The sequence below is a fragment of the Roseivivax sp. CAU 1761 genome (genome assembly GCF_054482755.1).
In genome coordinates, this window is the sequence record NZ_JBTLRM010000037.1 from 26,929 (window position 1) to 38,583 (window position 11,655).

The window sequence follows — 11,655 nt, forward strand, 5'->3', positions numbered from 1 at the left end:
GGTGCTGCCTATTCCACGTCCGCGAACAGACCCTCGGGCAGCGTCGTGGCCTGGCCCACCAGCTCCTCGCCGCCGAGCTCGGCCATCAGCTTGAGGAAGGCGTCGGCACTGTCGGCATCGATCGGCCCGCGCTCCGGCGTGCCGGCCAGCCAGTCGGTCTGCAATTGGTCGAACTGGGCATCGTCGTCGGCGTTCATCTGCGGCCGCAGCGCCTCCCAGGCGGCGTCGTCCTCCGCCAGCAGGTCCTTGGCGGCGCGGCTGGCCTCGTAGAAGCTCTGGGCGAGGCCGGGATGCTCCGCGAGGAAGCTTTCCTTGAAGTAGTAGCCCAGGAGCGGCAGGTCGGGGTCGAGCCCCAGCGCCGTCGCCGCCTCCCCCACGTCGATCAGCTCGCGCATGCCGCCGGCCTTCATCTTGGCGAGGAAGTGCCAGAAGTTGATCGCCCCGTCGAGTTCGCCCGAAAGCCCGGTCTTGAAGATCAGCGGCGGCGCGCCGAAGACCTGCTCGGTCTCGGCGGCGAGGTCGAAATCGTGCTCCTGCTGGGCATAGGCGCGCAGGATCAGCCACGACTTGTCGAGCGGCCCGCCGGCGATGCCGATCTTTCCGCCGGCGAGATCGGGCAGCGTCTCGGCGGCGCTGTCCTCGGGCACCAGCAGGCCGCCCACCGCCTTGGAATAGGGGATGTAGACGTAATCCTTGCCGGCGGCGCGCTGCCGCGCCACCCAGATCCAGTCGGCCACCGCCATGTCGGCCTCGTCGCCCTCGACGGCGACGCGGGTGGCGCCGTTATCGGCATAGGGCACGATCTCGAGCCGGAAGCCGTGCTCCGCGTCGAGACCGGCCTCGGCGATGGTGCTGAGCTCCCAGTTCACGGTGCCGATCTGCAGCACGGCGGCGCGGATCACCGGCAGGTCCTGCGCCCAGCCCGGCGCGGCGCCCAGGGCGGCCGCGAGGGCCGCGACGATCGCTGTCAGTCGCATTGTCTCTCCTCCCCTTGCCGGCGCCCTCGGGGGCCCGGCCGATGCTGCGCCGGCGGCGGCTTCCCCGGGCCCGCGCGGCGCGTCACGGATGCCTATTCCGGCGTCACCACCACGCCCCAGGGCTGCTGGCCCACCTGGACCGAGCGGATCGCCTCCTCGGCCGCCACGTCGATCACCGTGATGTCGTTGGAATTGCCGTTGGTGGTCAGAAGATACTCCTCGCCGGGCGTGAAGGCGAGTTGCCAGACCCGCTGACCCACCAGGATGTAGTCGAGGACCTCGAGGCTTTCGCCGTCGATCACCGCCACCCGGTTGGCGGGGCCGAGCGCCACGAAGACGCGGCTGCCGTCCTCGGTCACCTTCACGCCGACCGGCTGCAGCCATTCCGGCTGCACGCCCGGCACCTCGAAGCCGATCTTCTGCACCAGAGTCGGCGTGCCGTCCTCGGCGATGTCCATGACGCTGACCGTGCCGCCGATCTCGGACGAGACGTAAAGCCGGGTGCCGTCGGCGGTGTACTGGGCGTAGCGCGGGCGCTGGTCGACCAGCACGTTGTGCTCGATCTCGTAGGTCTCGGTGTTGATGAAATGCGCCATGTTGGTGGTCTCGGAGGTGTTGACCACGAACTTCGCGTCGGCGCTGATCCCCATGCCCTCGGGCTCCACCCCCACCGGCACCTCGGCGAGGATGGTGCGCGCCTCGGTGTCGGTCACGGTGACGAGGTTGTCGTCCTCGTTGGCGATGTAGAGCGGGTTGCCGGAAGGATGGATGACGAACAGCTCCGGATCGGGCCCCGACGGCAGGGTGTAGAGCTCCTCGTAGGTCTCGGTGTCGAAGACCCGCACCGTGTCGTCGTCGGAGGCGCAGACATAGAGCAGCTTGCCGTCCGGCGAGATGGTGATGCCGCGCGGCCGGTTGCCGGCGGCGAACTCGTCCAGCACCTCCCAGGTCTCGCTGTCGATCACCGTCACGGTGTTGCCGCGCTCGTTCGAGACGAAGACCTTGCCGGCCAGCGCCGGCGCGGCGGAGAGCGCGGCCAGCGCGGCGGAAAGAAGCAGGGCTTTCATGGGCAGTATCCTCAGTTGAAGGCGGCGCATTGCGATTCCGGCGCGTCGAGGCCGAGGCTGTCGAGCGGCGAGCGCTGGTGCAGGAAGCCCTCCTGCGGGCTCACGCTGACGGTGATGCGGCCGTCATACAAGAGCACCGGCTGGCGCAGCTGGCCGTTCCAGGTCCGGAAGGTCACCGGCTGCCCCTTGAAGGCGGCAAGCTCGAATTCGTCCGACAGGGCATAGGCGCGGATCGCGTCGGGCTCGGCGCTCTCGGTGCGGCTCACCGCCTCGCCGATCACCCGGAGCGCCAGCCAGGTGTCGTAATCGGCGTCGCGGATGTGGCGGTTGGTCAGCTTCTCGAAGCGGTTCTGGAACTGCGTCGCGCCCCAGGCCTCGTGGGCGCCGTGCATGCTGCGCGGCACCAGGCCGCCCGCCCCCATCACCGGGCGCGGCGTCCATTGATGATAGGGCAGGTATCCGGCGAAGACGTCGGAGGCATCGGCGGCCACGACGATGTCGTGATCCTCGGCATCCTGCATGAAGCCCGGCAGCTGACGCTGCACCAGGACATGGCCCGAATCGGTGCGCCGGGCGCCGCCGGTATCCTCGAACTCGCGCTCCTCGACGATCTCGGCGCCGAACTTGCGGGCCGAGTTGCGATACGCCTCGGCCAGCGCGCGGTCCTCGGGATTGGAGCCCGAGACCAGCAGCCACTCGGTCCACTTCTTCCACACCGCGAACTGCGTCACCGCATCGGCCATCATGGCGTTCGACGGCGTGATGTGGAGCAGGTTGGCGCGGCATTCGCCGCTGCGCAGCGCGATCTCGGGCGATGCCGCGTTGAAGACCAGCGCGCCCTCTTCCGCGGCGCGGTCGGTCAGGCGCAGCAGGTCCTCCGACCCCGCCAGCGCCACGATCAGGCGGATGCCCTCGCCCAGCAGCGCCTCGAGCGCCGCATCGGCCTCCTCGGGCGGCACCGCCACGGTCCGGGTCTCGAAGCTGTGGCCGAGGAAGCGGCCGGTGGTGCCGTTATCCTCGTCGGCCAGCGCGGCGCCGGCAAAGCCCAGATCGTCGGGCGGATATTCGTAGCGCGAGATCGGCAGCAAGTCGGGGTAATCGATGCGCAGCACCGCGGCGCGCACCTCCACGGCCAGAGCCTGCCCCGCGGACAGGCCCGCGACGAGAGCTGCGGCCAGCAGCGTCACAACCTTCGGCAATGTCTCCTCCCATGTCCGGGGTTTGCACGCGGACATTCGAAGACTGCCAGAGAACGTTTCCGGGCGGTAACCAAGACCTTTGGAGCATTGCCGCAGCGCCCGCCGCGGCCGCACGATGCGGCCATGAAACCCGCCCTCGCCCTGACGCTCGCCCTGAGCTGCGCCCTGCCCGTGGCGGCGCAGCCGGCCTGGCCCGCGCTGCAACCGGAGGCCGAGGTGGCGTTTTTCGGCCTCACCTACCTCGACGATTCGATCCAGACCGAGCGCCAGGGCGCCGACCCGGCCGAGGCGGCGCGAATCGAGATGCTCGAGGCGCTGGTGGCCGAACGCTTCGCCGCCGAGGGGCTGACCCTCGTCGACACCGCCCCGGTGGCCGAGACCATGGCGCGCTACCGCAACCCGGCCAAGTGCAACGGCTGCGACAGCCGCGCCGCGGCCGAGCTCGGCGCCGATTACGCGCTGGTCGGCGAGGTGCAGAAGGTCTCGAACCTGATCCTGACGATGAACCTGCAGATGCGCGATGCCGGGACCGGCGAGATGGTGCGCGGCCGGGTCGTCGACATCCGCTCCAACACCGACGAGAGCTGGCGGCGCGGCATGGACTACATTCTCGACAACACGTTCTTCACGGACTGAAAGGGAGGAAGATGAAGCGACGTCTATTTCTGGCCGCGACCTTGGCGGTGCTCGCGCCGACGCTGGCGCTGGCCCACGGGCCGACCCGGCAGAAGGTCACCGTGACCCAGGAACTCGCCGCCGAGCCGGCCGAGGTCTGGGCCGCGATCGGCGATTTCCAGGACATGAGCTGGCACCCGGCGATCCATGCCACCACCGGCGAGGGCGGCAACGCGGTCGACGCCACCCGGGTGCTGACGCTGGGCGAGGAGGGCGGCCCGACGATCTCGGAGCTGCTCTACAAGTACGATGCCGAGAAGATGACCTATTCCTACCGGATCGAGGAGGTCGATGTCGAAGTCCTGCCGGTGACCAACTATTCCTCCCACCTGACGGTGAAGCCGCGCGACGGCGGCGGCTCCCTGGTGGAATGGCGCGGCGCCTTCTACCGCGGCTATCCCAACAACGACCCGCCCGAGACCCTCAACGACGAAGCCGCGGTGGCCGCGGTGACCGGCGTCTACGAGGCCGGCATGCAGGCCCTGGTCGAGCGCTTCGGTGCCCCGGGCTCGTGACGCCGTCGCGCTGATCCTGACGCTCGCCGCCGGCCCCGCCGCGGCGGGCGACCTGGCCTTCGTGACCAACCAGAACGGCGACAGCGTCTCGGTCCTCGACCTCGAGGCGGGCAGCGAGCTGCGCCGCATTCCCCTGCCCGGAGAGCCCGCGGGCATCGCCGTGGATCCCGGGGGCCGGCTCTACACCGTGTCCGCCGGCGCCAAGACGGTGCGCGCGCTCGACGCCCGAAGCGGCGCCGTGCTGGCCGAGACCGCGCTCGAGGGCGGGCCGGCGGGGATCGCGCTCGACGCCGCCCGCGGCCGGGTCTTCGTCTCCGACTGGTACAATGCGCGGCTCTGGGTGCTGGATGCCGAGACGCTGGCGGTGACGCAGGAGCTGGCCGCCGGCGAAGCACCCGCCGGCATCGCCGTGTCGCCCGACGGCGCCTGGCTGGCCGCGGCGATCCGCGACGGCGACGCGGTGGCGCTGTGGTCGGCCGAGACGCTGGCGCCGCAGGCCGAGATCGCGGTCGGCAGCCGGCCCTTCGGGCTGCGCTTCGCGCCCGACGGGCGGCTCTTCGCGGGCAATGTCGGCAGCAACGATGTCAGCGTCATCGACCCGCGCGCCGGCGAAATTCTGGCCACGGTTCCGGTCGGCGAACGGCCCTACGGCGTGGCCTTCGCCCGGGGCCGCGCCTTCGTGACCAATCAATACGCCAACACCGTTACCGTCATCGACCTGGAAACGCTGACGCCCGTCGCCACGCTCGAGGTCGGGGAATATCCCGAGGGCGTGGACAATACCGCCGACGGTCAAGGCATTGTCGTCGCCAACTGGTTCGACAATTCCGTGTCGCTGATCGATGCCGAGAGCCTCGCGGTCACCGCCACCTTCGCCACCGGCGACGGGCCGCGCGCCTTCGGCGAGTTCGTCCTCGAAGGAGCCGCGCCATGATCCGCCCGCTCGCCCTCGCGCTGGCCGTCGCATTGCCCGCCCCTGGTCTGGCCGAAACCGAATGGGACGCCATCGCGCGCGAACTCTACGGCACGCGCGACCTGCTCGACGGCGGCGACGTGATCGCCATCGACGCCCCCTATCGCAGCGCCGACGATGCCCGCACCGAGATCGCAGCCCAGGTCGCGGCCCCGCCGGGGCGGCGCATCGCGGCGGTGACGCTGGTGCTCGACCGCAACCCGATGCCGGTCTCGGCGGTGCTGCGGCTCAACCGGCCGCAGCCGCGCGTCGCCTTCGACGCGACGCTGCGGGTCAACGGGCCGACCCCCCTGCATGTCGTGGCCGAGACCAGCGACGGCCAGATCTACGTCGCCGAAAGCTTCGTGAAGACCTCGGGCCAGGGCGCCTGCGCGGCGCCGCCGGGCACCGACCCGAAGGCGGCGCTGGCCACCCTGGGCGACATGGTGCTGCGCGTCGGCGACGGCCCGGCGGGCGCGCTCGGAGCGCTGACCACCGACCAGCAGCGGCTCGACATCGCGCTGTCGCATCCGTCGCATTCGGGCATGCAGATGGACCAGATCACCCTGCTCTACATCCCGCTGCGCTATGTCGAGGACGTGGCGATCGCGCTCGACGGCGCGGCCTACGCCCGCGTCATCGGCTCGATCTCGCTGTCGGAAAATCCCCGGCTCGGCCTCTCGGTCCCGGCCGGCATCCAGCATGTCGGGGTGACCATGACCGACACCGACGGCACCACCAGCCGGGCCGAGACCCGCCTGCCCGGCTACTGATCCGCCTGCGCCGGGCGCGGCGCGACCTCTTCCAGCGGATAGTCCTGGAACGCCCATCCGTCGGTGCCCTCAGGCAGCCAGTGGACGGCGCCGTAGCCCCAGTCGATCGCCCGCTTGGCGGCGTTCCACGACATCCAGCACTCCGCGAGGCAGAAGAACACCACCGGACGGCCAGGATCGCCGCCGGTCGCCGCCTCGAGCCCGGCGCGGAAATAGGCTTCGGTCTCGGGCGCCAACGCGCCGTAGCCCACATTGGGCAGCCAGACCGCGCCGGGGATCGAATGCCGGGGCTTGTCGCGCCAGATCGTGCCCGCCGGCAGGTTGGCGGGCTTCGGCGCCCGCGGCAGCACGTCGACGAAGACGGCGCCGCCCTCCTGCCAGAGCCTGTGCGCGGCTTCGGGGCCCAGCACCGTGCCGCCCGCCAGGGTCTCGGGCACCGGGCCGCGATAGGCGTCCATGCGGTAGCCCGCGGGCTCGGGCGGCGCGGCCGCGGCGGACTCGGGCAGCTTCGCGGCGACCAGGGCCAGGAACAGCGCCGCCAGGACGCCGCCGGCCCGGCCCGGCCGCCGCGCCGCGCTCACCCGGGCGCCCCGATCATCTCGGTGCCCATGTCGTTGACCAGCGGCACGCCGGCCTCCCGCAGGATGGCGTTGATCTCGTCCTGGTGGCGGCGGATCAGCGAGTTGAGTTCCCGCTTCCACACCTGGTCGCTCTGCCGCACCCCCATGGTGATGCGGTAGAAGAGCTTCGGATTGGCGCCTTCGGAGAGCAGCGGGATGACCTTCAGCCCCGGGTAATCCGCCTTGACCAGCGGTCCGCCGATCGGCCCCCAGAGCACCGCGGCGTCGATCTCCCCGGCCTTCAGGTCGTCGAGCATGTCGATCGGCGGGCTCTCGTAGCGGCGGTCGACCATCAGCGCATAGGGCCGCGACGCCCCGATCAGCCCGGCCCGCGCCATATGGGTGGCGGGCGGCGAGCCGGCGATGATGCCCAGCGTCTTGCCCTGCAGCGCCGGGTCTGAGAGCGTCTCGACCCCGGCTAGGGGGCCGTCCTCGGGCACGATCAGGGTATAGACCGAGGTGAAGTAGTGGTTGGTGTTCTGCACCAGCTCGTGGCCCTGGGCATAGCCGATCACCACGTCGCAGCGGTTCGCCGCCAGGGTGTTGCGGATGAAGCCGGTGGCCATCGGGTACCATTCGTAGCTCAGCGTGCGGCCGAGCTTGTCGGCCAGGAGCGCGGCGATCCTGTTCTCGTAGCCGCGCTCCTGGTCGTCCGACATCGGGTAATTCGCCGGATCGGCGCAGACCCGGAACGCGGTCTTGGAGACCAGGTCGGAGGTCTGCGCCAGAGCCGGCCCCGCCGCGACGAGCGTCAGGGCCGCGCAGATCAGCGCCCGGGCGTCAGCCCATGCAGGCATTTTCCGCCTCTTGGATCATGTCCGACTTGGCCTCTTTCTGGGCCGGGCGGCCGCGCTCCACGGCGTCGGCGCCGCGCGCCTTGAGGTAGACGTAGATGTCGTCGAGGTAGCACATGACGTTCGGGTTGTCGCCGAAATGCGGCATCACCGAATTGCCGTTCTTCCGGCCGTTCACCACGGTGTCGTAGAAATCGTAGTAGTCCATGTTCACGGCGGAGTTCTTGATCGCCGGGGCGTAGGTCGAGCCCTCGCCGTCGGGACCGTGGCAGACATGGCATTCGGCGTGGTAGCGGCGGAAGCCCGAGAAGGTCAGCCAGTCCACGGTGCCGTCCTCGGCGACGTGGAAGGTCGGGATGTCGTCCTCGGTGTAGTAGCGGCCGTTATCCTCGTAGGCGACGGCGATGTTGGGGTCTCCGTCGGTCGCGGCGGCCTCGGCGGTGGCCTCGGTCTCGGCGGCGGCGGCCTCGGCGGTGGCCTCGGTCTCGGGGGCGGCGGCCGCGTCGGTGTCATGGCTGTCGGCCGATGCGATTGCCCCCATGCTGAGCGTCATGGCGGCGGCCGCAAGGAGGCTGTAACCGTATCGGTTCATGTCTCTGTCCTTCGGGTTCGGGCGGGAGAAGTCGCGAGGGGTTCTTAAAGGCGGGGCCGGCACACCGGTCTGGCGTGCCGGCCCCTGTGGTCTCAGCCGTGTCAGTTCGGCAGGGTGAAGACCGTCAGCTGACCGCCGAGCGCGGTGTAGTCGCTCAGGGCCGCGTAGCCGCCGACGGCGCCGAGGCCGTCATTGGGGTTGGTCAGACCGGCCGCGAGGCCGATCCCGGCCCAGCCGCCGATGCCCGACAGGATGCCGACATACTGCTTGTCGTCATGCATGTAGGTCATCACGTTGCCGATGATGCCGGACGGGGTCTTGAACTTGTAGAGTTCGTCGCCCGACTGCGCATCGACCGCCTTCAGGTAGCCCTCCAGCGTGCCGTAGAAGACCACGTCGCCGGCGGTCGCCAGAGCGCCCGACCACACCGAGAACTGCTCGGGGATCGACCACTTGATCTCGCCGTTGATGTTGTCCCAGGCGATGAAGTTGCCCATGCCGCCATGGCTGTCCGGCGCGGGATACATCGACAGGGTGGCACCGACATAGGGCTGGCCCGCGGTGTAGGAGACGCGGAACGGCTCGTAGTCCATGCAGACGTGGTTGGTCGGCACGTAGAACAGCTCGGTCTTCGGGCTGTAGGCGGCCGGCTGCTGGTCCTTGGTGCCAAGCGCCGCCGGGCAGATGCCGGTGGTGTTGACGTCCTCGCCCTGCTGCTCGGTGGAGTATTGCGCCACCACCTCGGGACGGCCGTAGGTGTCGGACTCGGGGTCCATGTCGACGCCGGTGGTCCAGTTCACCACGGGGTCGTACTTCTCGGCCACCAGCAGTTCGCCGCTGATCCGGTCCATGGTGTAGGCCAGGCCGTTGCGGTCGAAGTGGGTGAGCAGCTTGCGCTCCTCGCCGTCGATCTGCTGCTCGGTCAGGATCATCTCGTTGATCCCGTCGTAGTCCCACTCGTCGTGCGGGGTCATCTGGTAGAACCACTTGGCCATGCCGTCGTCGGGGTCACGGGCCATGATGGTCATCGACCAGCGGTTGTCGCCCGGGCGCTGCGCCGGGTTCCAGGTCGAGGGGTTGCCGGTGCCGTAATAGACCAGGTCGGCCTCGGGATCGTAGGAATACCAGCCCCAGGTGGTGCCGCCGCCGATCATCCACTGGTCGCCTTCCCAGGTGTTGGTGCCGGAATCGGCGCCGACGGGCTCGCCCAGATGGGTGGTCTGCTCGGGATCGGCGAGGATGTCCTCGTCGGGCCCCATGGAATAGGCGCGCCATTCCTGCTCGCCGGTTTCCATGTTGTAGGCGGTCACCGACCCGCGGACGCCGAATTCGCCGCCCGAGATGCCGACGATCACCTTGTCCTTGACCGGCAGGACGGTCGCGGTATTGGTTTCGCCCTTGGACGGGTCGCCGTTCACCACTTCCCAGACCACCTCGCCGGATTCGGCGTCGAGCGCCACCACCTTGGTGTCGGCCTGGTGCAGGAAGATCTTGCCGTTGGCGTAGGCGACGCCGCGGTTGACGGTGTCACAGCACATCACCGGGATGACGTCCGGATCCTGCTGCGGCTCGTACTTCCACTTGATCTTGCCGTCTTCGTTCAGATCCAGCGCGTAGACGATGTTCGGGAACGGCGTGTGCAGGTACATGGTGTCGCCGATCACCAGCGGCGACCCCTCGTGGCCGCGCAGCACACCGGTCGAGAAGGTCCAGGCCACCTGCAGGTCGCCCACGTTCTCCTTCGTGATCTGGTCGAGTTCCGAGTAGCGCTGGTTCTTGTAGTCGCCGGTCTGGATCACCCACTGGTTCGGATCGTCAATCAAGTTCATCAGGTCTTCGTTCGCGACGGCCGCACCGGCGGCGCAGAGCGCGATCGAGGACGTGAATAGCGTCAGCTTTCTCATCTCCAAACTCCCTTGTTGAAAGCGGTGCCGGACAGGGGCAGGTCCTGCCCCTGTCCGGTCGTGTCGGCGGCCCCCGACTGCAAATGCTCTCTCTCCTCCCCGAGCGCCGCCAGATCGGTCAGGTTACGATCCCTCCTCTTGGTTCGTTTCTTCCATGTCCGAATGCTGCATGAGGAAGGCGATCACGTCGGCCCGCTCCTCCTCCTTGCGCAGTCCGGCAAAGGACATCTTGGTGCCCGGCACGTAGTCGCGCGGGTTCTCCAGGAAGGCGTCCATGGATTCCTCGTCCCAGACCAAGCCTTCCTCGCCCTTGGCGACCATCGCCTCGGAGAATTCGTAGCCTTCCATGGCGCCGGCCTGGCGGCCCATGACGTCGTTGAGGATCGGGCCGACCTTGTTCTTGGCGTCCTCGCCCACTGCGTGGCAGGCCATGCACTTGCGGAAGACGCGCTCGCCCTTCTCCGGGTCCCCGGCCTCCTGGGCCAGGGCGGCCCCGGCCGGCAGGGCGGCAAACAGTGCGACGGCTAGCAGATTCTTGGCCATGATGTTCCTTCCTTGAAGCATCGTCAGTTCAGCCTTTCGGCGTGCCATGCGACATGGTCACGGGCGAAAGTGTTCACGAAGTAATATGAGTGATCATATCCCTTCTGCAGGCGCACCTGGCCGGGCTGCCGACGCCGGGCCATGGTGCGGGCAAAGGCTTCGGGCCGCAGCATGTCGAAGAATTGGTCCTCGGCGCCTTGGTCCACCAGGATGTCTCCCTTCCAGCCATGCTCTTCTAAAAGTAGCGTGGCGTCGTGGTCCGGCCATGCGCTTTCGTCGTCGCCAAGATAGGCCGAGAGCTGCTTGCGCCCCCATTCGGAACAGGTCGGATTGGCGATCGGCGCGAAGGCCGAGAGCGAGTCGAACAGGTCGGAATTCCTCAGCGCGATGGTCAGCGCGCCGTGCCCGCCCATGGAATGGCCGGTGATGCCGTGGCGATCCTCGAGCGGCAGATGATCGAGCACCAGCGAGCGCAGCTCCGAGGTGATGTAGTCGTACATCCGGTAATTGCGCCGCCACGGATCGCGCGTGGCGTTGAGGTAGAAGCCCGCGCCCTGGCCCAGATCCGCGGCCGCGTCGTCGGCCACCGAGGCGCCGCGCGGGCTGGTATCGGGAAACAGCAGCGCCAGCCCGACCCGCGCCGCGTGTTCCTGGAAGCCGCCCAGGGTCATCGCGTTCTCGTGCGTGCAGGTCAGCCCCGACAGGTACCACAGGACCGGCACCCGGCGGTCGCCGGCCTGCGGCGGCAGGTAGACGGCAAAGGTCATCTCGCAGCCGCAGGTGTTCGACGGATGGGTGTAGACCGTCTGCACCCCGTCGAAGCAGCGATTTTGCGACACGATCTCCACCTTCCGCCTCCCTTTCTCTCAGAACTCGACGACGGCGCGGATCGACTTGCCCTCGTGCATGAGATCGAAGCCCGTGTTGATCTCGTCGAGGGAGAGCTTGTGGGTGATCATCGGGTCGATCTCGATCTTGCCCTGCATGTACCAGTCGACGATCTTCGGCACGTCGGTGCGGCCGCGCGCGCCGCCGAAGGCGGTG

At 68.9% G+C, this 11,655-nt stretch carries 13 protein-coding genes and 1 pseudogene; 4 read left to right on the forward strand and 10 right to left on the reverse strand.

The window, feature by feature from the left end; all coding sequences use genetic code 11:
- Positions 1–8: 8 nt before the first annotated feature.
- From ACXYMW_RS17185 to ACXYMW_RS17195, 3 genes are all read right to left on the reverse strand, one after another.
- Positions 9–977: an ABC transporter substrate-binding protein gene (locus ACXYMW_RS17185; RefSeq protein ID WP_459036561.1), complete on the reverse strand. Its 969-nt coding sequence runs from the start codon at positions 975–977 to the stop codon at positions 9–11.
- 92 nt (positions 978–1,069) lie between these two features.
- Positions 1,070–2,044 (reverse strand): YVTN family beta-propeller repeat protein, encoded by a 975-nt coding sequence (locus tag ACXYMW_RS17190; protein WP_459036562.1) that lies wholly within the window; start codon positions 2,042–2,044, stop codon positions 1,070–1,072.
- 11 nt (positions 2,045–2,055) lie between these two features.
- A complete protein-coding gene (locus ACXYMW_RS17195; RefSeq protein WP_459036563.1) occupies positions 2,056–3,279 on the reverse strand; it encodes an ABC transporter substrate-binding protein in 1,224 nt (407 codons plus the stop codon).
- Between the two features lie 87 nt (positions 3,280–3,366).
- On the opposite strand from ACXYMW_RS17195, the gene ACXYMW_RS17200 reads away from it, so the two are divergent.
- Genes ACXYMW_RS17200 through ACXYMW_RS17215 form a run of 4 tightly spaced genes read left to right on the forward strand, consistent with a single transcriptional unit; the run spans position 3,367 to position 6,158 of the window.
- Positions 3,367–3,879 (forward strand): DUF3280 domain-containing protein, encoded by a 513-nt coding sequence (locus ACXYMW_RS17200; protein ID WP_459036564.1) that lies wholly within the window; start codon positions 3,367–3,369, stop codon positions 3,877–3,879.
- 11 nt (positions 3,880–3,890) lie between these two features.
- Positions 3,891–4,433 (forward strand): SRPBCC family protein, encoded by a 543-nt coding sequence (locus ACXYMW_RS17205; protein ID WP_459036565.1) that lies wholly within the window; start codon positions 3,891–3,893, stop codon positions 4,431–4,433.
- The gene (locus ACXYMW_RS17210) at positions 4,417–5,367 is read left to right on the forward strand and encodes an outer membrane protein assembly factor BamB family protein (RefSeq protein WP_459036566.1); all 951 of its coding nucleotides are present in this window, start codon (positions 4,417–4,419) and stop codon (positions 5,365–5,367) included. Before ACXYMW_RS17205 ends, ACXYMW_RS17210 begins: the two co-directional genes overlap by 17 nt.
- Positions 5,364–6,158 (forward strand): quinoprotein dehydrogenase-associated SoxYZ-like carrier, encoded by a 795-nt coding sequence (locus ACXYMW_RS17215; RefSeq protein WP_459036567.1) that lies wholly within the window; start codon positions 5,364–5,366, stop codon positions 6,156–6,158. The genes ACXYMW_RS17210 and ACXYMW_RS17215 overlap by 4 nt, the downstream gene beginning before the upstream one ends.
- Here ACXYMW_RS17215 and ACXYMW_RS17220 read toward each other — a convergent pair.
- The 7 genes and pseudogenes from ACXYMW_RS17220 to ACXYMW_RS17250 all read right to left on the reverse strand — a co-directional run.
- Positions 6,152–6,691: a PQQ-dependent catabolism-associated CXXCW motif protein gene (locus ACXYMW_RS17220; RefSeq protein WP_459036575.1), complete on the reverse strand. Its 540-nt coding sequence runs from the start codon at positions 6,689–6,691 to the stop codon at positions 6,152–6,154. The genes ACXYMW_RS17215 and ACXYMW_RS17220 overlap by 7 nt on opposite strands.
- Positions 6,692–6,735: 44 nt before the next feature.
- Entirely contained in the window at positions 6,736–7,575 is an 840-nt protein-coding gene (locus ACXYMW_RS17225; protein WP_459036568.1) for a substrate-binding domain-containing protein, read from the reverse strand.
- Positions 7,559–8,164: a c-type cytochrome, methanol metabolism-related gene (locus ACXYMW_RS17230; RefSeq protein ID WP_459036569.1), complete on the reverse strand. Its 606-nt coding sequence runs from the start codon at positions 8,162–8,164 to the stop codon at positions 7,559–7,561. The genes ACXYMW_RS17225 and ACXYMW_RS17230 overlap by 17 nt, the downstream gene beginning before the upstream one ends.
- Positions 8,165–8,265: 101 nt before the next feature.
- The gene (gene xoxF5, locus ACXYMW_RS17235) at positions 8,266–10,068 is read right to left on the reverse strand and encodes a lanthanide-dependent methanol dehydrogenase XoxF5 (RefSeq protein ID WP_459036570.1); all 1,803 of its coding nucleotides are present in this window, start codon (positions 10,066–10,068) and stop codon (positions 8,266–8,268) included.
- Positions 10,069–10,191: 123 nt separating this feature from the next.
- The gene (locus tag ACXYMW_RS17240) at positions 10,192–10,611 is read right to left on the reverse strand and encodes a c-type cytochrome (protein ID WP_459036571.1); all 420 of its coding nucleotides are present in this window, start codon (positions 10,609–10,611) and stop codon (positions 10,192–10,194) included.
- A 23-nt stretch (positions 10,612–10,634) separates the two neighbouring features.
- Positions 10,635–11,459 (reverse strand): S-formylglutathione hydrolase, encoded by an 825-nt coding sequence (fghA, locus tag ACXYMW_RS17245; protein WP_459036572.1) that lies wholly within the window; start codon positions 11,457–11,459, stop codon positions 10,635–10,637.
- An 18-nt stretch (positions 11,460–11,477) separates the two neighbouring features.
- A pseudogene (locus ACXYMW_RS17250) lies at positions 11,478–11,655 on the reverse strand (S-(hydroxymethyl)glutathione dehydrogenase); the annotation flags it as partial.